Raw genomic sequence first — 20,201 nt, 5'->3', positions numbered from 1 at the left:
ACATCATGACCCTCAAGGTTGATGACTTTTCCCACAACCACCAGTTTCTCGGTGCTTCGCACGATGAAAACGCCCGCCGCACCCTGTGGGTGGTGGTGCTGACTTTCGTGATGATGATCGGCGAAATTGCCGCCGGTTATCTCACCGGTTCCATGGCATTGCTGGCCGACGGTTTCCACATGGCGACCCACGCCGGCGCCTTGGGCATCGCGGCGGCGGCCTATGGTTTTGCCCGGCGTAACGCCAACAACCGACGCTACAGTTTCGGCACCGGCAAGGTCGGCGATCTGGCGGGTTTTGCCTCGGCGATGGTGCTGGGGCTGGTGTCGCTGGGGATTGCCGGGGAATCGGTTTTCCGTCTGTTCCAGCCAACCAGTGTGGCGTTCGGCGAAGCAACCTTGATTGCCGTGGTCGGCCTGGGCGTCAACCTGCTCAGCGCTTTTCTGCTGGCCGGTCACCACAGCCATCACGACCACGGCCATAGTCACGACCACAGCCACGATCATGGCCATCACCACCATCACGACAACAACCTGCGTTCAGCCTACGTGCACGTATTGGCGGACGCGTTGACGTCGGTGCTGGCGATTGCCGCGCTGCTGGCCGGGCGCTATCTGGGCTGGGTGTGGATGGACCCGGTGATGGGCATCGTCGGTTCCATCGTCATCGCCAAATGGGCCTGGAACCTGATGCGCGACAGCGCCGCCGTGTTGCTCGACACCACCGATGAACCCGTGGCCGAGGAGATCCGCGAACTGCTGGAAACCTCCGATGATGTGCGCATCAGCGATTTGCACGTCTGGCAGGTCGGCCCGCAGGCGCGGGCGGCGATTGTCAGTGTGGTCGCGGTGGCGGGCGTGACTGCCGACGCGATCCGTGAGCGCTTGGCGCCGGTGCATGAACTTTCGCACCTGACCATCGAATTGCGCAACGCTTAAGGCTGCACCTCGCTGAACATCGGAATTCTCCCATTCAGCGAAGGCCGGTAGTGCCATGCGAATCGCCCCGGATCGATGTCGCGGGCGAGGATTTCAGTGAGTGTGGCGCTGGCGATCGTCATTGCCAGCATCTGTCCGGGACATTGATGCCGACCGCTGCCGAACGTGAAGCTGCGGCGATTCGGGCGATCCGGCATAAAGCGATCCGGGTTTTCATTGAGTGCCGGATCGCGATTGGCCGAGGCCAGCAGCACCAGAATCACGTCACCTGCTTCCAGCCGCACGCCGTCGATTTCACAGCTGTTCGCCACAAATCGACGGGTGTTCTGTACCGAAGGATCGAAGCGCTGGACTTCAGCCAGCAACGAATCCACTGACGCCGCGCGTAATTCAGGCTGACGCTGCAACGCCACCAGCGCATTACCGATAAGCCCGGCGGTGGCTTCGAATGTCTGCGAACAGAGGCCGATCAGGTTGGCGAGCAGCACATCCTCCTCGCCGACAAAACGCTGTTGGATGTCGGCGAGAAACGGATTCGGATCCGCCAGCAATTCAATAAAGTAAGCGCGCAATTGCTCCGCCGCCCGATGGGCTGCGGCCAGTTGCAGGTCATTGCTCAGCGGCGACAGACACGCCGCGAAATCCGCCGTCAGTTCACTGATGACCCGCGCCTGCGCCGGGGTGAATCCGAGCAACGATGCAACCACGCACACCGGGCCGCGAAACATGGCTTTATAGAGGCCGTCGGAATCATTGGTGATCAACCGCGCGGACACCAGAGCGCTGACTCCTTCCCGATCAAAGAGCCCCAGCGGAGGCTCAATGGCCGAACGCGGGCAACGCTGAGCTTCACCGTCATTCATACGCATCAAGAGGCCAAACACCTTGCCCGCCATGCCATCGGCAATCGCCTTGGGCACCGGCTCCTGCACCGGACGCACCCGGCAATCCGGATGCGCCAACACCGCACACACCGCGCGGGCGCTACTGGCAATCCACAGTTTCAGTCCGTGATGAAAGGTCAGCCCGCCCGCCGCGCGCAGTTCGGCGTAGTAGGGGTAGGGATCGGCGTGAGTCGCAGCGATGATCGGGTCCATGGATCGCAACCTTGTCGGTGAGGAAAGTGTTGCTACTATCTCCAGTCCGTGAGGGCGATGATTCGTCCGGGAGCGAAATATGCACGCAGGACATCAAGACATCGGCGTCTCGCAAGTGGCTGCCGCCATCGCGGAACCGGCGCGAACCAAAATGCTGTGCTCGCTGATGGACGGCCACGCCCGCACCGCCACCGAGCTGGCGACCCTTGCCGAAGTCAGCGCCTCGACCGCCAGCGCACACCTGGCCAAGCTCAAGGATCTGGCCTTGGTGCGCCTGCATGTGCAGGGCCGCCACCGTTATTACAGCCTCGCCGACAAGCGCGTGGCCCAGGCGCTGGAAGCGCTGATGGTGATCGGTCAGAACCCCGCACCGACCTTCAAGCCGCACACGCCGGATCGCCTGCAATTCGCCCGCACCTGCTACGACCACATGGCCGGGACGCTGGCGGTGTTGTTGCATGACCGGTTGCTGGAGGGCGGTTGGCTGGTGGAAACCGATGAGCAGGTTTATCGCCTCAGTGACAGCGGCGAGGCGTTTTTTGAAGGGCTGGGCATTGAGGTCAAGGATCTGTCGACGATGCGCCGCCGCTTTGCCTGCCCGTGCCTGGACTGGAGCATGCGTCGGCCGCATCTGGGCGGTTCGCTCGGGGCGGCGTTATTGCAGGCTGCATTGAAGCGCAAATGGGTGACGCAGGATCTGGACAGTCGCGCGCTGACATTGACGGTGCAGGGGCGCCGAGAATTGTCATCGCGCTGGGGGCTGGTTTTGCCCGAAGCCGGGCGGGATTCGTCAGGTCGCCAGTTGGCTGATTCCACGCCCGGATCGGTGCATGCGCGTTAGCTCAAGGTGTATCCGCTGTCGACCACCCAATCCTGACCGATGACGCCGCGTGCGCCATTGCCCAACTGGAAAAGAATGACGTCGGCCACTGCCGCAGGTTCGAGGAATTGTCCGCCCAATAGTCGTTGGTTGACGCCTCGGGCTACGTCTCCGAGCGCTTCTTCGCTCAGACCCAGTGTCGACCAGATCGGCGTTGCGGTCGGGCCGGGGGAGACACAATTGATGCGCACACCATGGGGTGCCAGCTCGACTGCAAGGGTTCGGGCATGGGCGATCAACGCCGCTTTTGACGCGATGTAGGCGGCCAGTCCCGCGAAACTGATTCCGGCCAGAAAAGTACCGATGAACACCACTGACGCCTTGTCTGCAAGGTGCGGGCGCAGGGCGGCCAAGGTGTTCAGGGCGCCGGCGCCGTTCACTGCCCATTGGCGATCGAACGCCGAACTGTCGAGCCCGTCGGCGAGTTCTGCGATACCGGCATTGGGCACCACGAAACTCACCGGGCCCAGACTCGCAGCTTGCTCGGCCAAGGAGGCAAGGTCAGAGGCTTGAGTGACATCGCCGGGTTGCCAGACCAGTTGCTGCGTATACCGCTCAAGCAGTTCGGCCAGTGCGCCGAGTTTTCGCGACATGGCCAATACGCGCGCGCCTTGATCCAGCAGACGCTCGGTCGCGGCCAGGCCTATGCCTGAACTGGCACCGGTGACGACGGCAAGCTTGCCCTGAAAAACATGATCCATGTTCGACTCCCGTTTTGGTCTTCAGCCAAATGGCTACGGGGAGTCAGTCAATTTTCGGGCCATGCCGGACAGCCTTTAATATCAAGGGCTGCGCAGGGTTGATAGTCATTATGACGCTTGTTGAATCGAGTCAATCTGACTGCTGCCGAGTCAAATTGACCTGACTCCTGCGGTGCGACATTCCGACGAAGAGCGGCATTGCACCTTGTATGAGCCAATCGCTCTCTATACTGTATATGCGAACAGTATCGAGTCCGTGCCATGCAAATCATTGACAAGCTCAGCATCCTCGCCGACGCCGCCAAGTACGACGCTTCTTGTGCGAGCAGTGGCGCGCCCAAGCGCAGCTCCGAGGGCAAAAGCGGGCTGGGATCAACCGATGGCATGGGCATCTGCCACAGCTACACGCCGGACGGGCGTTGCGTGTCGCTGCTCAAGATTCTGCTGACCAACTTCTGTCTCTACGATTGCCAATATTGCGTGAACCGCCGTTCCAGCGACGTGCCCCGTGCGCGTTTCACACCCGAGGAAGTGGTGACGCTGACCCTGGATTTCTACCGGCGCAATTGCGTCAGCGGGTTGTTTCTCAGCTCGGGGATCATTCGTTCGGCGGACTACACCATGGAGCAACTGGTGCGCGTCGCCAAGCTGCTGCGCGAAGAGCATGAGTTCCGTGGCTACATTCATCTCAAGACCATCCCTGATGCGGATCCTGCGTTGATCGAAGAGGCCGGGCGTTATGCTGACCGTTTGAGCGTCAACATCGAATTGCCCACCGATGCCAGCCTGCAAACTCTCGCGCCGGAGAAGCACATCGGCTCGATCAAGCAGGCGATGAACACCATCTACACCGGTGTGCAGACCGTGCTCAACGAACCCCGCGCTCCGAAGTTCGCCCCGGCCGGGCAGAGCACGCAGATGATCGTCGGTGCCGATGACACCGACGACAGCACCATCCTGCACAGCGCGCAGGCGCTTTACGGCAACTTCCGTCTGCGCCGGGTCTATTACTCGGCCTTCAGCCCGATTCCCGACAGCCCGAAAAGCGTGCCGCTGGCCGCACCGCCGCTGATGCGCGAGCACCGCTTGTATCAGGCGGATTTTCTGTTGCGCGGTTATGGCTATACCGCCGGTGAGTTGCTTCAGGGGCCGGGCAATCTGGCGTTGGACATCGACCCGAAACTGGCCTGGGCGCTGCAGAATCGCGAGGTGTTTCCGCTGGACCTCAATCGCGCCGAGCCGGCGTTGATTTCACGCATCCCCGGCATCGGCTTGCGCACCACCGAACGTCTGGTGGAACTGCGTCGGCAGCGGCGCATTCGCTACGAAGACGTGGCGCGCATGCGCTGTGTGCTGGCCAAAGCCAAGCCGTTCATCATCACCAGCGATTACCACCCTCAGCAGGCGGAAGTCACCAGCCAGATGCTTTATCAGCAATTGCGCGACCGACCAATGCCGCAACAGATGGGGCTGTGGGGATGATCAATCTCGACTGCGACGACCTGTTCGACACCTGGCGCCAGCAGGCGCGCTGGCTGCTCAGCCATGAAATTGATCCGAGTCTGGTGAGCTGGGCGTCGGAAGGGGTAAGTGATCTGTTTGCCAGTGACGTGGCGGTGCCCGAAGGGCAGGGGCCGTTTCAGGCACGGATTCCGCGTGCGTTGCTCGACACCCTGGAACAAGCGTCGCGATACCGTGGCGATCAGCGCTGGAGTTTGCTGTATGAAGTGCTGTGGCGAGTCAGCCACGGCGACCGCACGGCAATGATGGCCGGAGACAAGCTGGGCAGCGAGTTGCAGCGGCGGATCAAGCAGGTGCAGCGCGAAGCCCATCATCTGCATGCGTTCGTGCGCTTCATCGAGCGCCCGCCAGAGCTGCCGGGCCCGCAATACGTCGCATGGCACGAACCGGCCCACGACATTCTGCACAGCGCCAGCGAACACTTTATCGGGCGCATGGGCCGGCATCGCTGGCTGATCGCCACGCCTCGCGACGGGGTTTATTACGATGGTGAACAACTGATCCATGAACGTCAGTGTCCGCTGGAGTGGCAGCAACTGGCGCAGAACGTCGACGATCCCCACGGTGACTTGTGGCTGACGTACTACAGCCACATCTTCAACCCGGCGCGTTTGAACGAGAAAGTCATGCAGGGGCATTTGCCGACGCGGTTCTGGAAGAACCTGCCGGAAGGAGAGCTGATTCCCGGATTGATTACTCAGGCACGAATGGGCAAGCAGCAGAACGGGCAGGCGAGCGGGATCGCCGGTCGTGCGGGCAAGCGGATTGCCATGAAGGCCACGGAGCCAAACGAATAAAAAAGCCCCCATCGATCACTCGATGGGGGCTTTTGTGCATCTGGCCGTCAGATCAAACCTTGACGATCCAGCCGGCTGGCGCTTCGACGTCGCCGGTCTGCACGCCGGTCAGCTCTTTGTAGAGCTTCTGGGTCACAGGGCCGACTTCGGTTTCGCTGTGGAACACGTGCAGGTGGTCGTTGTAGCTGATGCCACCGATCGGGGTGATCACCGCCGCAGTACCGCAAGCACCGGCTTCCTTGAAGTCCGACAGCTTGTCGATGAACACGTCGCCTTCGACCACTTCCAGGCCCAGACGGGACTTGGCCAGTTCGATCAGCGACAGACGGGTGATACCCGGCAGTACCGAGGGCGAGTTCGGGGTCACGAACTTGTTGTCGTGGGTGATCCCGAAGAAGTTGGCCGAACCGACTTCCTCGATCTTCTTGTGGGTCAGCGGATCCAGGTAGATGGCGTCAGCGAAGTGCGCTTTCTTGGCCTGGGAGCCCGGCATCAGGCTGGCCGCGTAGTTGCCACCGACCTTGGCGGCACCGGTGCCTTGTGGCGCGGCGCGGTCGAAGGTGGAGATCTGGAAGTTGTGCGGGGTCAGGCCGCCCTTGAAGTAGGCACCGACCGGGATCGCGAACACCGAGAAGATGAACTCAGGTGCGGTACGCACGCCGATGTTGTCACCCACGCCGATCACGAACGGGCGCAGGTACAGCGCGCCGCCGGTGCCGTAAGGCGGGATGAAGCGCTCGTTGGCGCGAACCACTTCCTTGCACGCTTCGATGAACTGCTCGGTGGACACATGCGGCATCAGCAGGCGGGCGCAGCTGCGTTGCATGCGCGCGGCGTTCTGGTCCGGACGGAACAGGTTGATCGAGCCGTCCTTGCAACGATAGGCCTTCAGGCCTTCGAAGCATTGCTGGCCATAGTGAAGGGCAGTGGAGCCTTCGCTGATGTGCAGCACGTTGTCTTCGGTCAGGGTGCCTTTGTCCCACTCGCCATTGCGAAAGTACGACAGATAGCGTTTGTCGGTCTTGATGTAGTCAAAACCCAGCTTGTCCCAGTTGATGCTTTCGTTACCCATGACACCCTCTATCACTGAACAACCGCCGAAGCGGTTCAAGGCTTCTGACGTTTTTTTGGATGGGCACAACAATACTTCATTCTTGAGCGGTTTCGCAGCCCGAAATCTCTGCCTTTGATCGTTCCCACGCTCTGCGTGGGAATGCAGTCCGGGACGCTCTGCGTCCCAACAGCCGAACGCGGAGCGTCCGTGGAGGCATTCCCACGCGGAGCGTGGGAATGATCTGCGACCGAGCGTTACAGGTGCAACGCGTGGCCGAGGGCACGCAACGCCGCTTCCTGCACCGCTTCGCCCAGGGTCGGGTGCGCATGGATGGTGCCGCCGATGTCTTCCAGTCGCGCGCCCATTTCCAGGCTTTGCGCGAACGCAGTCGACAATTCCGATACCCCGACACCCACCGCCTGCCAGCCGACAATCACATGATTGTCCCGACGGGCGACCACCCGCACGAAGCCGGTTTTCGATTCCAGCGTCATCGCCCGGCCATTGGCCGCGAACGGGAAGTTCGACACGATGCAGTCAAGTCCCGCCGCCTTGGCCTCGTCCGGGGTCTTGCCGACGACCACCAGCTCCGGGTCGGTGAAGCACACGGCAGCAATGGCGGTCGGGTTGAATTCGCGGGTCTTGCCGCTGATCAGCTCGGCAACCATTTCGCCCTGAGCCATGGCGCGGTGAGCCAGCATCGGCTCGCCGCTCAGGTCGCCGATGGCGTAGACGTTGCGCATGCTGGTCTGGCAGCGGCTGTCGATCTTGATCGCCGAGCCGTTCATGTCCAGGTTCAACGCTTCAAGGTTCCAGCCCTGGGTATTGGGTTTGCGACCAACGGCCATCAGCACCTGATCGGTTTCCAGATTCAGGGTGTCGCCGTTCGGATCGCGCACCTGCAACATGCCGTCGAAGCCCAGCACACTGTGCTTCAGGTACAGCTTCACGCCCAGTTGCTTCAGCGCGTCGTGCACTGGTTGGGTCAGTTCGGCGTCGTAGGCCGGCAGGATCCGATCCTGTGCCTCGACCACACTGACCTCGGCGCCGAGCTTGCGATAGGCAATGCCCAGCTCCAGACCGATGTAACCACCGCCCACCACGATCAGGCGTTTCGGCACCGACTTCGGCGCCAGCGCCTCGGTGGACGATATGATCGGCCCGCCAATCGGCAGGATCGGCAGATTGACGCTTTTCGAACCGGTGGCCAGCACCAGGTGTTCGCACTGGATGCGGGTGTCGCCGACTTCCACGGTCTTGCCGTCGATGACCTTGGCCCAGCCATTGATGACCTGAACCTTGTTCTTCTTTAGCAACGCGGCGACGCCGGTGGTCAGGCGATCAACGATGCCGTCCTTCCATTCGACGCTCTTGGTGATGTCGAGGGTCGGCGCCGAAACACTGATGCCCAGTGCTGAATGCTGGTTGTGGTGTTGAGTCTGGTGAAACTGCTCGGCTACGTGAATCAGCGCTTTCGACGGAATGCAGCCGATGTTCAGGCAGGTGCCGCCCAGCGATTCGCCCTCGATCAGAATGGTCGAAATGCCCAGTTGCCCGGCGCGAATGGCCGTCACGTAACCGCCGGGGCCGCCGCCGATGATCAGCAGCGTGGTGTTCAGAGTTTGCATGCCATCACTCCACAAACAGGGTCGCGGGTTGTTCGAGCAAGCCACGAATGGCCTGGATGAAGAGCGCCGCGTCCATGCCGTCGACCACGCGGTGATCGAAGGAGCTGGAGAGGTTCATCATCTTGCGGATCACCACTTGGCCTTTGACGACCATCGGGCGTTCGACGATTTTGTTGACGCCGACGATCGCCACTTCCGGCAGATTCAGCACCGGGGTGCTGACGATGCCGCCGAGGGCGCCGAGGCTGGTCAGGGTGATGGTCGAGCCGGAGAGTTCATCGCGGCTGGCTTTGCCGTTGCGGGCAGCGTTGGCGAGGCGGGAGATTTCCGCCGCGCTGTCCCAGAGGCTGCGCGCTTCGGCGTGACGCACCACCGGCACCATCAGGCCGACATCGCTTTGGGTAGCGACGCCGACATGCACCGCGCCGAGGCGGGTGATGACCTGGGCTTCGTCGTCGTAACGGGCGTTCATTTGCGGGAAGTCGCGCAGGGCGACGACCAGTGCGCGCACGAGGAACGGCAGCAAGGTCAGCTTGCCACGACTCGCGCCGTGTTTTTCGTTTAGGTGGGCACGCAGCTCTTCAATCGCGGTGACGTCGATTTCCTCGACATAACTGAAGTGCGCGGCACGCTGAGTGGCGTCCTGCATGCGCTGGGCAATCTTGCGGCGCATGCCGATAACCTGAATCTGCTCTTCATCGTTGCGCTGGGTGTACGCGGCGGCGACCGGCGCCGAAGCGTTCGACTGACCTTGCGCCAGATAGGCGTCGAGGTCTTCGTGCAACACGCGACCGGCCGGGCCGGAACCGCGCACCAGACGCAATTGAATGCCCAGGTCCAGCGCATGCTTGCGCACGGCCGGCGAGGCCAGCGGACGCTCATCGGCTTGGCGAGCAACCATCGGACCCTGGCAAACGGCAGCTGCCGGACGTGGTGCGGCGGGAGCAGGTTTGCTTTCAACGACAGCTTCAACTTTGGTTGCGACTGGAGTTTCTTTCGCCGCCACAGGTGCCGGTTTGTCCGACTCCTTCAGATTGCCTGCGCCTTCAACCTCGATGCTGATCAGAATACTGCCGACCGCCATCACTTCACCCGGCTGACCGCCCAGCGCAATCACCTTGCCGTTGACTGGCGACGGAATGTCGACCATTGCCTTGTCGGTCATCACATCCGCCAGCACCTGATCTTCAACGACCAGATCGCCGACCTTGACGTGCCACTGCGACAGTTCTACTTCTGCGATGCCTTCGCCGATGTCCGGCATCTTGATAACGTGCGTGCCCATTCAGACCTCCATGACCCGTTTCAGTGCCGCGCCCACTCGGGACGGCCCAGGGAAATACGCCCACTCCTGCGCGTGCGGGTAGGGGGTGTCCCAACCGGTGACGCGTTCGATCGGCGCTTCCAGGTGGTGGAAACAATGCTCTTGCACCAGCGACACCAGTTCGGCGCCGAAACCGCAGGTGCGGGTGGCTTCGTGAACCACGACGCAACGGCCGGTTTTCTTCACGGATTTGACGATGGTTTCCAGGTCCAGCGGCCACAGGCTGCGCAGGTCGATGACTTCGGCGTCAACACCGCTTTCTTCAGCCGCAACTTGCGAGACGTAAACGGTGGTGCCGTAGGTCAGCACGGTTACGTCCTTGCCCGGACGGGTGATGGCGGCCACGTCCAGCGGCACGGTGTAGTAACCGTCCGGCACCTGGGCTTGCGGGTGTTTCGACCACGGGGTTACCGGGCGGTCGTGGTGGCCGTCGAACGGGCCGTTGTACAGGCGTTTCGGCTCGAGGAAGATCACCGGATCATCGTTTTCGATGGAGGCGATCAGCAGGCCTTTGGCGTCATACGGGTTGGAAGGCATGACCGTGCGTAGACCGCAGACCTGAGTGAACATCGCCTCGATGCTCTGGCTGTGGGTCTGGCCGCCGTAGATGCCGCCGCCGCAAGGCATGCGCAGGGTCATCGGCGCGGTGAACTCGCCGGCCGAGCGATAACGCAGACGGGCGGCTTCGGAAATGATCTGGTCAGAGGCTGGATACACATAGTCGGCGAACTGAATCTCGGCGACCGGGCGCAAGCCATAAGCGCCCATGCCCACGGCGACACCGACGATGCCGCTCTCGGAGATCGGCGCGTCGAACACCCGCGAGGTGCCGTACTTGGTCTGCAGGCCTTCGGTGCAACGGAACACGCCGCCGAAGTAGCCGACGTCCTGGCCGAACACCACAACGTTGTCGTCACGCTCAAGCATCACATCCATGGCCGAGCGCAGGGCCTGGATCATGGTCATGGTGGTCGTGGTCATGGCGGTTTCCAACTGAATATTGTTGTTGTGATCGTTCATGTCAGATCCCCAACTGCTGACGCTGGCGCTTCAAGTGCTCCGGCATCTCTTTGTAGACGTCTTCGAACATGGTCGCGGCGCTTGGAATCTGGCCGCCGGCCAGGGTGCCGTACTGTTCGGCCTGTTTCTGTGCGGCGATCACTTCGGCTTCGAGCTCGGCGCTGACGGCGGCGTGCTCTTCTTCCGACCAGTGGCCGACCTTGATCAGGTGCTGTTTCAGGCGGGCAATCGGGTCGCCCAGCGGGAAGTGGCTCCAGTCGTCGGCAGGACGGTATTTGGACGGATCGTCGGAGGTCGAGTGCGGGCCGGCGCGGTAGGTGACCCATTCGATCATGGTCGGGCCGAGGTTGCGGCGAGCGCGTTCTGCAGCCCAGGCGGAGGCGGTGTAGACCGCGTAGAAATCGTTGCCATCGACCCGCAGGGAAGCGATGCCGCAACCGACGCCGCGTCCGGCGAAGGTGGTGGCTTCACCACCGGCGATGGCCTGGAAGGTCGAGATCGCCCACTGGTTGTTGACCACGTTGAGGATCACCGGCGCACGATAAACGTGGGCGAAGGTGAGGGCGGTGTGGAAGTCCGATTCGGCGGTGGCACCATCGCCGATCCAGGCCGAGGCGATTTTGGTGTCGCCCTTGATCGCCGAGGCCATGCCCCAGCCCACGCCTTGAATGAACTGAGTGGCGAGGTTGCCGGAAATGGTGAAGAAGCCTGCGTCCTTGACCGAGTACATGATCGGCAGTTGACGGCCCTTGAGCGGATCGCGCTCGTTGGACAGCAGTTGGCAGATCAGGTCGACCAGCGGTACGTCGCGGGCCATCAGAATGCTTTGCTGGCGGTAGGTCGGGAAGCACATGTCGTCGATGTTCAAGGCCAGGGCCTGGGCGCTGCCGATGGCTTCTTCGCCAAGGCTCTGCATGTAGAACGACATTTTTTTCTGACGCTGGGCGACCACCATTCGGTTGTCGTAGATCCGGGTCTTGAGCATGGCGCGCATGCCTTTGCGCAGGATCTCGACCGGCACGTTTTCAGCCCACGGGCCGAGAGCGTTGCCCTGGTCGTCGAGCACGCGGATCAGGCCACGAGCCAGGTCGGCAGTGTCGGCCGGTTCAACGTCGATGGAAGGTTTACGCACCGTGCCCGCATCGGTCAGATGCAGGTAGGAGAAATCGGTTTTGCAGCCTGGGCGGCCCGAGGGTTCAGGGACGTGCAGACGCAGCGGTTCATACGCTTGGGTCATGGCTTCTACGCTCGATCTTGTGAATTTCTTGTAGTGAGCTGGCAGTCATTCTTCGATAAAAGAAATCTTGTCCTACAACAATCATAGGCCCGGGCAAGAAGAATATTTCTCTCTGTTTCGTTGCGCTGAAGATCATTTGCAGATAGAAATTCTGCATAAACATAAAAAGCAGGTGGTTTTGTCTCATGCGCAAACTGGACCGTACCGACATCGGCATTCTCAACAGCCTTCAGGAGAACGCGCGCATCACCAACGCTGATCTGGCCCGTTCGGTCAATCTGTCGCCGACGCCGTGCTTCAACCGGGTCAAGGCGATGGAAGAACTGGGGCTGATCCGCGAGCAGGTAACCCTGCTGGACGCCGACCTGCTGGGGCTGCACGTCAACGTGTTCATCCACGTCAGTCTCGAGAAACAGGTAGAGGAAGCGCTGCAGCATTTCGAAGAGGCGATTTCCGACCGCCCCGAAGTCATGGAGTGCTACCTGATGGCCGGCGACCCGGACTATCTGATCCGCGTGCTGGTGCCGACCATTCAGGCGCTTGAACGCTTCATGATGGACTTTCTGACCAAAGTCCCCGGCGTGGCGAACATCCGGTCAAGCTTTGCCCTCAAGCAGGTGCGCTACAAAACGGCACTACCATTACCGGCCAATGGCCTGATCCTCGGGAGCTGAGTGCTCAGCCCTGATCAGAGATCGGCATAGCCGTAATCCAGACTTGCCGTGTTCAAGGTCTGTTCCACCCTGAAAGGCTGAAGCCAGGGCGCAGGTTCATTGTCCGGATTGAACATCAGCGTTGAACCGAGCATCCCGTGTGGTGCGTTCTCGGGAAATGCGATCACCGGCTCGGTCGGGTGTTTGCGCTTCCAGCGCTCCCAGAGATAGTCGAGATAACAGTGGTGCAAGAAGAACAGCGGGTCGTTGGGAGAGGAGGCTTCACCCATGTTGCCTCCAACCCAGGCATGCACATCGTTGTGCATTATTTCCGTCAGGTTTTCCCATCCGGTCGGCTCGAGCCAGTAGGGCGTTCTGTTCAATAAGGTTTCGACATCCAGCGCAGAGGGGAGCGGTGAGGGGCCTGCTCCAAAGTTGCGCCGCAAGCCAGGATCTCCTGTCTCACCATCCCAGACCTTTATGCCGAATAAACGACGCTCGAGGGCAAACGGGCCAATGGTTACCCGCTGGTTTTGCGTCGGGTCGCCGTCTCTGCCCATGAAATCGTCAGTAAAGGGGTCATCCGCACCATTCATGCTCCAGTTCCAGTACGGCAGCGTGATGGTCGGGTTGTCTGCGGCGGCTTGCAGTTCCAGTTCGAACTGGCGAATCAGGACGCGATGCCAGGGAAAAAATAAAGGGGTTCCATGGGGGTTGGGGAAGATCGGGTTACCTCGTCCCATGGAATTCTTGTGGATCTGTACAAAGTCATCGTAGCGACTCTGCTGGCCCGGGCGCAGCACGCTGGGCGTCTGGTTTTTCAGTATCAGAATGGCATTTACGAAGGCGTGTTTCTGTTCCGGCGTCAGGTCGCGATGGTTACGGCGAATATCCATATTGCCAAATCTCCATGGGTTGATTACCCCATGAAGTCTGCCTGTCGGCCGAGATTACGCCCAGTTCATGGGATCCGACGTGACAGGTACGAATCCCCTTGTTTCCGGTTCCTTCAATGATTTTTTCTTACACGGAGTTGATCGGAATCTTCAGGTAGACAACGCCATTGCCTTCCGCCGGCGGCAAATTTCCTGCGCGCACATTCACCTGAATCGCCGGCAGCAACAGCGTCGGCATGCCCAACCCTGCATCGCGCTTGGTGCGCATCTCGACAAACGCGGCTTCGTCGACGCCGTCATGCACGTGGATATTGCTTTTGCGCTGTTCACCCACGGTGGTCTGGCACTGCGAGTCGCGACCTTGCGGCGGGTAGTCGTGGCAGACGTAGAGCTTCACGCTGGCGGGGAAGGCCAGCAGCTTGTGAATCGAATTGAACAGCTGATGCGCGTTGCCCCCGGGGAAGTCGCAACGGGCGGTGCCGACGTCGGGCATGAACAGCGTGTCGCCTACCAGGATCTGTTCGCCGTCGATCAGGTAAGCCATGTCCGCCGGGGTGTGGCCGGGGACGTGCAGGGCGGTGGCCTTGAGATTGCCGATCCGGAACGACTCGTTGGGTGCGAACAGGTGATCGAACTGCGAGCCATCGACGCGAAATTCCGGTTCCAGGTTGAACAGCGCCTTGAACACGTTTTGCACTTTGCTGATCGATTCGCCGATCGCGATTTTCCCGCCCAGTTCCCGGCGCAGGTACGGCGCGGCGGACAAGTGATCGGCGTGGGCGTGGGTTTCCAGCAGCCATTGCACTTGCAGGTTATGGGTGCGAACGAAGGCGATGATCTTGTCCGCCTGAGCCGTGCAGGTGCGGCCGGCGGCGCCGTCGTAATCAAGCACCGGATCGACGATTGCGCACTGCCCGCCGTCGGCCTCGTAGACCACGTAGCTGTAGGTCGAAGAGGCGGGGTCGAGGAAAGCTTCAATCAGCGCGGGCATGGACGCGGTCCTGTGCAGGAAGGTGAAAAGTCAGGTTGCAACACTTTATGTAAACACATAATGTCCGCAGCTTAAGTGACGTTGAAGGCATCCTGCAAATGCAATCCAGTCTGACCGAATGTGAAGTCGCCCAACTGCGCGCGTCGGCCTCCAAGGCCTGTTCGCTGCTCAAGGCATTGGCCAACGAAGATCGGCTGCTGATCCTGTGCCAGCTGACCCAGGGCGAGCGCAACGTCGGCGAGCTGGAGAAAATGACCGGCGTGCGTCAGCCGACCCTGTCCCAGCAACTGGGCATCCTGCGCGATGAAGGGCTGGTCGCGACCCGTCGTGAAGGCAAGTACATTTTTTACGGTCTCGCCAGTCACGAAGTGATCCAGGTGATGAAAACCCTCTCGGGACTCTACTGCGGAGCCGTGCTCAAAAGCTGGGCGCAATAGACCCGGCTATCCTTGCGTGCAGCCATAAGGAACAAACAATGAACGATCAACACTGGGGCCCATCCATCAGTGCGGACATCGTGGTCATCGGCGGCGGCACTGCCGGCATCGGTTTTGTCGCGAGCCTGCTCAAGCGCGATCCCGGCCTGAAAATCACGGTGATCGAGCCGAGCACCCTGCATTACTACCAGCCGGCGTGGACGCTGGTCGGCGGTGGCGCCTTTGATGCCAAAGACACCGCCCGACCGATGAACAAGGTGATGCCGCGTCAGGCCACCTGGATTCAGGCAGCCGTGACCGGCATCGACCCCGACCAGCGCCGTCTCACCCTCAACGATCAACGCACGGTCATTTATCAGAACCTGATCGTCTGCCCCGGCCTGCGCCTGGCGTGGGAGAAGATCGAAGGCTTGCAGGACAGCCTCGGCCAGCACGGCGTCACCTCCAACTACAGCTATCAGCACGCGCAATACACCTGGGATCAGGTGCAGAAACTGAGCGGCGGCAAAGCGCTGTTCACCCAGCCGCCGATTCCGATCAAGTGTGCCGGCGCGCCGCAAAAGGCGCTGTACTTGTCCTGCGATCACTGGCTCAAGCGCAACGTGCTGAGCAAGGTCGAGGTCGAGTTCAATCTGGCCGGAGCTGCGTTATTCGGTGTGCCGACCTTTGTGCCGCCGCTGATGAAGTACATCGACAAATACAACGCGCGGTTGGCGTTCAATTCCAATCTGGTGAAGGTCGACGGCCCGGCGAAAACCGCCTGGTTCGACGTCAAGGATGCGGAGGGTAACGTCACCCGCCAGGCCAAGACTTTCGATCTGCTGCACGTCGTTCCGCCGCAGGTTTCACCGGATTTCATCGCGCAAAGTCCGCTGGCCGATGCCGCCGGCTGGTGCGAGGTCAACCCGCACACCCTGCAACACCCGCGCTATCCCGAAGTGTTTGCCTTGGGCGATATCTGCGGCACCACCAATGCGAAAACCGCCGCGGCAGTGCGCAAGCAAGTTGTGGTGGTGGCGGAAAACCTGCTGGCCCTGCGCAAGGATCTGGCGCTGCCACTGAAGTACGACGGCTACGGCTCCTGCCCACTGACGGTGGAGAAGGGCAAGGTGATCCTCGCCGAGTTCGGCTATGGCGGAAAACTGCTGCCGACCTTTCCCCTCGACCCGACCGTGCCGCGCCGCTCCGCGTGGTGGCTGAAGGCGACGCTGCTGCCGTGGTTCTACTGGAACGGCATGCTCAAGGGCCGCGAATGGCTGACAAGTCTGTCCAGGGTCGACTGAGAACACACTATGTTGCTGGCAAGCCTGTTTGGCGTGGTGATGGGGTTGATCCTTGGACTGACCGGGGCCGGCGGCGGGATTCTCGCCGTACCGGCGCTGGTGCTCGGGCTGGGCTGGACGATGACGCAGGCGGCGCCGGTGGCGTTGTTTGCGGTGGGTAGCGCAGCGGCGGTCGGCGCGATCGATGGATTGCGCCATGGTCTAGTGCGTTATCGCGCGGCGCTACTGATCGCGGCGCTCGGCGCGGTGTTTTCACCGGTGGGCATCTACTTCGCCCATCAGTTGCCGGAAAAGGTCCTGATGATCCTGTTCAGCCTGCTGATGGTGATGGTGGCGTGGCGCATGCTGCGCCGCGAACGCCAGCAGCAGGGACCGAGCGACCATGGCCACGCCAGTTGGGGCCAGAAAAACTGCATGCTCAATGAACAGACCGGCCGTTTCGACTGGACCGCCAAATGCACCGCGACCCTCGCGGCGCTCGGCGCGGTCACCGGCGTGGTGTCCGGGTTGCTGGGGGTGGGCGGCGGGTTTCTGATCGTGCCGGCGTTCAAGCAACTGACCGATGTGCAGATGCGCGGCATCGTCGCCACGTCCTTGATGGTCATCAGCCTGATTTCCGCGATCGGCGTGATCGGCGCGTTCCATGCCGGGGTGCGCATCGACCAGCTGGGCGCGTCGTTCATCTTCGCCAGCATCGTCGGCATGATTATCGGCCGCAAACTCTGCGCGCGAGTGCCGGCAAGGACGTTGCAGGTGGGGTTCGCCAGCGTATGTCTGGTGGTCGCCGCTTACATGTTGCTGTGTGCGTGAGACAAAACCTGTGGCGAGGACCTGGCGCCCTCGCCACAGCGTTAGCGTTACAACACCAGATGCGGTAACCACAGCGACAGCGCTGGAACGTAGGTCACCAGCATCAGCACCAGGAACAGCACGGCGTAGAACGGCAGCAGCGCCTTCACCGTACTTTCGATACTGACCTTGCCCACCGCCGAACCCACGAACAGCACGGCGCCCACCGGTGGAGTTATCAGGCCGATACCGAGGTTGACCAGCATGATCATGCCGAACTGCACCGGGTCGACGCCGATACCGAGGATCACCGGCATCAGGATCGGCGTGAGGATCAGGATCAGCGGAGCCATGTCCATCACGGTGCCGAGCAACAGCAGCATGACGTTGATGCACATCAGGATCACGTAGCGGTTGTCGGACAGGGTCAGGAACAGCGTGGTGATCTTCGCCGGGATCTGCATCAGGGTCATGATGTAGCCGAAACTGGCGGCGAAGCCGATCAGAATCATCACGATGGAAATGGTGCGCACCGTGCGATGCATCAGTTTCGGCAGCTCACTCCATTTGTAGTCGCGGTAGATGAACATGGTGACGAAAAACGACCACAGCACGGCGATGGCCGCCGACTCGGTGGCCGTGAAGATCCCCGACAGAATCCCGCCGAGAATGATCACCATCGCCATCAGCCCCCACAGCGCTTCGCCGCAGATCTTCAAGGCTTCGCGCAGCGGGATCACTTCGCCCTTGGGATAGTCGCGTTTGCGCGCGAAAATCAGGCACAGCACCATCAGGCACGCGCTCATCAGCAGGCCCGGCACCACGCCGGCCATGAACAGCGACGCAATGGAAACGGTGCCGCCGGCCGCCAGCGAGTAGAGCACCGAGTTGTGACTCGGCGGGGTCAGCAGGGCTTGTACCGAACCGCTGACGGTGACCGCTGTGGAGAATTCCCGAGGGTAGCCCTTGCGCTCCATTTCCGGGATCAGCACCGAACCTACCGACGCGGTGTCGGCCACCGACGAGCCGGAAATCGCACCGAAAAAGGTCGAGGCCATGATGTTGACCAGCGACAGCCCGCCACGCACGAACCCCACCAGCACCCCGGCGAACGCCACCAGCCGTCGCGACATGCCGCCCTCGGCCATGATCGCGCCCGCCAGCACGAAGAACGGAATCGCCAACAGGGAGAATTTGTTCACCCCGCCCGCCACCTGGATCATCAAGGCCTGAAACGGGATGTCGATCCACCACGCGCCGATCAGCGCCGACAACCCGAGCGCATAGGCAACCGGCATGCCGATCAGGATCAGTGCGATAAAACTGCCCAGCAGAATCAATGCGTCCATCAGGCAGCCCCTTCGTTTTCTTCAACCAGGTCGAACCGCACCACGCGGCGATTGCTTTGATCGCCGAGCAACAGTTTTTCCAGCACGAAAATCAGCGTCAGCGCACCACCCACGGGGATCGGCATGTAGGTGATGCCGACCCGCAATGTCGGCAGGGCGCTCATGAACTGGTTCCACGTCGACAGGCACAGTTTGGTGCCCCAGATGGTCATGAACAGGCAGATGGTGCCCATGAGCACTTGTGAAATAATGCTCATAGTTCGGCGCATCTTCGGTTGCAGGCGATCGGTGACCATCGCCACCGCCATGTGCGCACCGGCGCGATAGCTGGCGGCGGCACCGATGAAGGTGAAGACCATCATCAGCAGGATGGCGGTGGGCTCCGGCCAGCTTGAGCCGGTGCCGAGGACGTAACGGGCGAACACGCCCCAGGGAATGATCAGGGAAATGGTCAGCACCGACAGACCGGCGACCCAGATGCAGGCCATGTAAATCCGGTCATTGATGCGCAGCAGCAAATTCTTCATCGGGTTCCACCGTAACCGGGCAGGCGTGAGCGTCGAGCGACGCCAGCGCTGCCGGGCCTTGTATTGAGGGCAGGGAGGTTACTGAACGGCTTCGATGCGTTTGATCAGGTCGACGTAGGGCGCGCCGTATTTTTCGCGGATCGAAGCGGTGGCCTCGTAGAAGGGTTTCTTGTCGACGGTGATGAACTCGACGCCGGCGGCCTTGAGTTTCTCTTCACTGCTGGCCGACTTGGCATCCCACAAGGTGCGCTCCTGGGCCTGCGCAGCCTTGGCGGCTTTTTTCACCAGGGTCTGCTGATCGGGGCTGAGTTTTTCCCAGGTGATTTTCGACATCACGATGGGCTCGGGCAGGATCAGGTGCCCGGTCAGGCTGTAGAACTTGGCGTTCTGGTAGTGGTTGTGTTCAAGCAGGGTCGGCGGATTGTTTTCCGCGCCGTCGATAACGCCGGTCTGCAGCGCACTGAAGATTTCGCCGGTGTCCATGGCGATCCCGTTGCCACCCATGGCGTTGATGGTTTCGATGAACATCGGGTTGCCCTGCACACGGATTTTCATACCCTTGAGGTCTTCGAGGCTGCGCACCGGTTTCTTGGTGTAGATGTTGCGCGTGCCGCCATCCATCCACGCCAGCGCCACGAGGTTGAATTCGGAGTTACTGATCTTGTCGAGGATTTCGTCACCGATTTCACCGTCGATGATCTTGCGCATGTGCGCCTGATCACGGAACACGAACGGCATATTGAACACGTTTACGTCCGGCACCACCGGACCGACGATACCGAGGCTGACGCGGGCCATCTGGATGGCGCCGACCTGAGCCTGTTCGACCACTTCCTTTTCCGAGCCGAGCACGCCGCCAGGAAACATTTTGAAGGTCAGCTTGCCGTCACTTTCGGCAACCAGGGTCTTGCCCAACTGTTCTTCAGCGACCACGGTCGGATAACCGGCGGGATGGATGTCGGCGAATTTGATTTCCAGCGCATGGGCGGCGCTGCCGAAGGTGAGCGCGAGGGGGAGAGCGGCGGCGAGCAACGTGCGTTTGAAGTCCATGAGGGGTTCTCCAGTCTTGTTATTTTTGT

20 protein-coding genes are annotated in these 20,201 nt (G+C 61.2%); 8 read left to right on the top strand and 12 right to left on the bottom strand.

What is annotated here, in order from left to right; translation table 11 throughout:
• Window positions 1-5: 5 nt before the first annotated feature.
• Complete coding sequence (gene dmeF / locus L6D82_RS10570; RefSeq protein WP_041475578.1) at window positions 6-938, top strand: CDF family Co(II)/Ni(II) efflux transporter DmeF; 933 nt, start codon at window positions 6-8, stop codon at window positions 936-938.
• On the opposite strand, the gene L6D82_RS10565 is transcribed toward dmeF, so the two are convergent.
• Complete coding sequence (locus L6D82_RS10565; RefSeq protein WP_102718250.1) at window positions 935-2,035, bottom strand: cytochrome P450; 1,101 nt, start codon at window positions 2,033-2,035, stop codon at window positions 935-937. The two genes, dmeF and L6D82_RS10565, sit on opposite strands and share 4 nt — an antisense overlap.
• Before the next feature lie 79 nt (window positions 2,036-2,114).
• Here L6D82_RS10565 and L6D82_RS10560 point away from each other — a divergent pair, with 79 nt between their 5' ends.
• A complete protein-coding gene (locus L6D82_RS10560; protein ID WP_236188969.1) occupies window positions 2,115-2,876 on the top strand; it encodes an ArsR/SmtB family transcription factor in 762 nt (253 codons plus the stop codon).
• Here the strand turns inward: L6D82_RS10560 and L6D82_RS10555 are convergent.
• The gene (locus L6D82_RS10555; RefSeq protein ID WP_236188967.1) at window positions 2,873-3,616 is read right to left on the bottom strand and encodes an SDR family NAD(P)-dependent oxidoreductase; all 744 of its coding nucleotides are present in this window, start codon (window positions 3,614-3,616) and stop codon (window positions 2,873-2,875) included. The two genes, L6D82_RS10560 and L6D82_RS10555, sit on opposite strands and share 4 nt — an antisense overlap.
• 261 nt (window positions 3,617-3,877) lie before the next feature.
• Between L6D82_RS10555 and L6D82_RS10550 the strand changes: the two genes are divergently transcribed.
• Window positions 3,878-5,098, top strand: a complete 1,221-nt coding sequence (locus L6D82_RS10550) for a putative DNA modification/repair radical SAM protein (RefSeq protein ID WP_102718253.1) — start codon at window positions 3,878-3,880, stop codon at window positions 5,096-5,098.
• Window positions 5,095-5,934, top strand: coding sequence for a TIGR03915 family putative DNA repair protein (locus L6D82_RS10545; protein ID WP_236188966.1), 840 nt, complete (start codon window positions 5,095-5,097; stop codon window positions 5,932-5,934). Before L6D82_RS10550 ends, L6D82_RS10545 begins: the two co-directional genes overlap by 4 nt.
• Window positions 5,935-5,986: 52 nt before the next feature.
• On the opposite strand, the gene L6D82_RS10540 is transcribed toward L6D82_RS10545, so the two are convergent.
• The 5 genes from L6D82_RS10540 to L6D82_RS10520 form a co-directional block, all read right to left on the bottom strand.
• The gene (locus tag L6D82_RS10540) at window positions 5,987-7,006 is read right to left on the bottom strand and encodes a branched-chain amino acid aminotransferase (RefSeq protein ID WP_011334831.1); all 1,020 of its coding nucleotides are present in this window, start codon (window positions 7,004-7,006) and stop codon (window positions 5,987-5,989) included.
• Between the two features lie 236 nt (window positions 7,007-7,242).
• Entirely contained in the window at window positions 7,243-8,616 is a 1,374-nt protein-coding gene (gene lpdA, locus L6D82_RS10535; protein ID WP_236188964.1) for a dihydrolipoyl dehydrogenase, read from the bottom strand.
• A 4-nt stretch (window positions 8,617-8,620) separates the two neighbouring features.
• The gene (locus L6D82_RS10530; protein ID WP_236188962.1) at window positions 8,621-9,901 is read right to left on the bottom strand and encodes a dihydrolipoamide acetyltransferase family protein; all 1,281 of its coding nucleotides are present in this window, start codon (window positions 9,899-9,901) and stop codon (window positions 8,621-8,623) included.
• Entirely contained in the window at window positions 9,902-10,960 is a 1,059-nt protein-coding gene (locus L6D82_RS10525) for an alpha-ketoacid dehydrogenase subunit beta (RefSeq protein ID WP_003224000.1), read from the bottom strand.
• Window position 10,961: 1 nt separating this feature from the next.
• Complete coding sequence (locus L6D82_RS10520; RefSeq protein WP_236188960.1) at window positions 10,962-12,197, bottom strand: 3-methyl-2-oxobutanoate dehydrogenase (2-methylpropanoyl-transferring) subunit alpha; 1,236 nt, start codon at window positions 12,195-12,197, stop codon at window positions 10,962-10,964.
• A 185-nt stretch (window positions 12,198-12,382) separates the two neighbouring features.
• Between L6D82_RS10520 and bkdR the strand changes: the two genes are divergently transcribed.
• Window positions 12,383-12,871: a Bkd operon transcriptional regulator BkdR gene (bkdR, locus tag L6D82_RS10515; RefSeq protein WP_085602691.1), complete on the top strand. Its 489-nt coding sequence runs from the start codon at window positions 12,383-12,385 to the stop codon at window positions 12,869-12,871.
• A 14-nt stretch (window positions 12,872-12,885) separates the two neighbouring features.
• Here bkdR and L6D82_RS10510 read toward each other — a convergent pair whose 3' ends face one another.
• Both L6D82_RS10510 and L6D82_RS10505 read right to left on the bottom strand, forming a co-directional pair.
• Window positions 12,886-13,746, bottom strand: a complete 861-nt coding sequence (locus L6D82_RS10510; RefSeq protein WP_236188958.1) for a tyrosinase family protein — start codon at window positions 13,744-13,746, stop codon at window positions 12,886-12,888.
• Window positions 13,747-13,873: 127 nt separating this feature from the next.
• Window positions 13,874-14,737, bottom strand: a complete 864-nt coding sequence (locus L6D82_RS10505) for an MBL fold metallo-hydrolase (RefSeq protein ID WP_236188956.1) — start codon at window positions 14,735-14,737, stop codon at window positions 13,874-13,876.
• A gap of 98 nt (window positions 14,738-14,835) precedes the next feature.
• Here L6D82_RS10505 and L6D82_RS10500 point away from each other — a divergent pair, with 98 nt between their 5' ends.
• The 3 genes from L6D82_RS10500 to L6D82_RS10490 are packed head-to-tail and all read left to right on the top strand — an operon-like array spanning window position 14,836 to window position 17,267.
• A complete protein-coding gene (locus tag L6D82_RS10500) occupies window positions 14,836-15,174 on the top strand; it encodes an ArsR/SmtB family transcription factor (protein ID WP_007952897.1) in 339 nt (112 codons plus the stop codon).
• Between the two features lie 38 nt (window positions 15,175-15,212).
• The gene (locus L6D82_RS10495; protein WP_236188954.1) at window positions 15,213-16,457 is read left to right on the top strand and encodes an NAD(P)/FAD-dependent oxidoreductase; all 1,245 of its coding nucleotides are present in this window, start codon (window positions 15,213-15,215) and stop codon (window positions 16,455-16,457) included.
• 9 nt (window positions 16,458-16,466) lie between these two features.
• A complete protein-coding gene (locus L6D82_RS10490) occupies window positions 16,467-17,267 on the top strand; it encodes a sulfite exporter TauE/SafE family protein (RefSeq protein ID WP_102718258.1) in 801 nt (266 codons plus the stop codon).
• Between the two features lie 47 nt (window positions 17,268-17,314).
• Here the strand turns inward: L6D82_RS10490 and L6D82_RS10485 are convergent, their stop codons facing one another.
• The 3 genes from L6D82_RS10485 to L6D82_RS10475 all read right to left on the bottom strand — a co-directional run bounded on the left by L6D82_RS10485 (window position 17,315) and on the right by L6D82_RS10475 (window position 20,172).
• Window positions 17,315-18,595, bottom strand: coding sequence for a TRAP transporter large permease (locus tag L6D82_RS10485; RefSeq protein ID WP_011334824.1), 1,281 nt, complete (start codon window positions 18,593-18,595; stop codon window positions 17,315-17,317).
• Window positions 18,595-19,122 (bottom strand): TRAP transporter small permease, encoded by a 528-nt coding sequence (locus L6D82_RS10480; RefSeq protein WP_129974002.1) that lies wholly within the window; start codon window positions 19,120-19,122, stop codon window positions 18,595-18,597. Before L6D82_RS10480 ends, L6D82_RS10485 begins: the two co-directional genes overlap by 1 nt.
• A 78-nt stretch (window positions 19,123-19,200) precedes the next feature.
• The gene (locus L6D82_RS10475) at window positions 19,201-20,172 is read right to left on the bottom strand and encodes a TRAP transporter substrate-binding protein (protein ID WP_236188951.1); all 972 of its coding nucleotides are present in this window, start codon (window positions 20,170-20,172) and stop codon (window positions 19,201-19,203) included.
• Window positions 20,173-20,201 lie beyond the last annotated feature (29 nt).

Origin of the sequence: Pseudomonas paraglycinae (assembly GCF_021601625.1) — a bacterium.
GTDB lineage: Bacteria > Pseudomonadota > Gammaproteobacteria > Pseudomonadales > Pseudomonadaceae > Aquipseudomonas > Aquipseudomonas paraglycinae.
The sequence above is the reverse complement of the archived record's forward strand: the minus strand, read 5'-3'. Positions and strand labels throughout refer to the sequence as shown.

Bases quoted from the DNA above. Each gene is read 5' to 3' on its own strand.
- L6D82_RS10550 (WP_102718253.1), top strand. From the start codon at position 3,878: ATGCAAATCATTGACAAGCTCAGCATCCTCGCCGACGCCGCCAAGTAC.
- dmeF (WP_041475578.1), top strand. From the start codon at position 6: ATGACCCTCAAGGTTGATGACTTTTCCCACAACCACCAGTTTCTCGGT.
- L6D82_RS10565 (WP_102718250.1), bottom strand. From the start codon at position 2,035: ATGGACCCGATCATCGCTGCGACTCACGCCGATCCCTACCCCTACTAC.
- L6D82_RS10500 (WP_007952897.1), top strand. From the start codon at position 14,836: ATGCAATCCAGTCTGACCGAATGTGAAGTCGCCCAACTGCGCGCGTCG.
- L6D82_RS10475 (WP_236188951.1), bottom strand. From the start codon at position 20,172: ATGGACTTCAAACGCACGTTGCTCGCCGCCGCTCTCCCCCTCGCGCTC.
- L6D82_RS10560 (WP_236188969.1), top strand. From the start codon at position 2,115: ATGCACGCAGGACATCAAGACATCGGCGTCTCGCAAGTGGCTGCCGCC.
- L6D82_RS10505 (WP_236188956.1), bottom strand. From the start codon at position 14,737: ATGCCCGCGCTGATTGAAGCTTTCCTCGACCCCGCCTCTTCGACCTAC.
- L6D82_RS10545 (WP_236188966.1), top strand. From the start codon at position 5,095: ATGATCAATCTCGACTGCGACGACCTGTTCGACACCTGGCGCCAGCAG.
- L6D82_RS10525 (WP_003224000.1), bottom strand. From the start codon at position 10,960: ATGAACGATCACAACAACAATATTCAGTTGGAAACCGCCATGACCACG.
- L6D82_RS10520 (WP_236188960.1), bottom strand. From the start codon at position 12,197: ATGACCCAAGCGTATGAACCGCTGCGTCTGCACGTCCCTGAACCCTCG.
- lpdA (WP_236188964.1), bottom strand. From the start codon at position 8,616: ATGCAAACTCTGAACACCACGCTGCTGATCATCGGCGGCGGCCCCGGC.
- bkdR (WP_085602691.1), top strand. From the start codon at position 12,383: ATGCGCAAACTGGACCGTACCGACATCGGCATTCTCAACAGCCTTCAG.
- L6D82_RS10530 (WP_236188962.1), bottom strand. From the start codon at position 9,901: ATGGGCACGCACGTTATCAAGATGCCGGACATCGGCGAAGGCATCGCA.
- L6D82_RS10510 (WP_236188958.1), bottom strand. From the start codon at position 13,746: ATGGATATTCGCCGTAACCATCGCGACCTGACGCCGGAACAGAAACAC.
- L6D82_RS10490 (WP_102718258.1), top strand. From the start codon at position 16,467: ATGTTGCTGGCAAGCCTGTTTGGCGTGGTGATGGGGTTGATCCTTGGA.
- L6D82_RS10480 (WP_129974002.1), bottom strand. From the start codon at position 19,122: ATGAAGAATTTGCTGCTGCGCATCAATGACCGGATTTACATGGCCTGC.
- L6D82_RS10555 (WP_236188967.1), bottom strand. From the start codon at position 3,616: ATGGATCATGTTTTTCAGGGCAAGCTTGCCGTCGTCACCGGTGCCAGT.
- L6D82_RS10495 (WP_236188954.1), top strand. From the start codon at position 15,213: ATGAACGATCAACACTGGGGCCCATCCATCAGTGCGGACATCGTGGTC.
- L6D82_RS10485 (WP_011334824.1), bottom strand. From the start codon at position 18,595: ATGGACGCATTGATTCTGCTGGGCAGTTTTATCGCACTGATCCTGATC.
- L6D82_RS10540 (WP_011334831.1), bottom strand. From the start codon at position 7,006: ATGGGTAACGAAAGCATCAACTGGGACAAGCTGGGTTTTGACTACATC.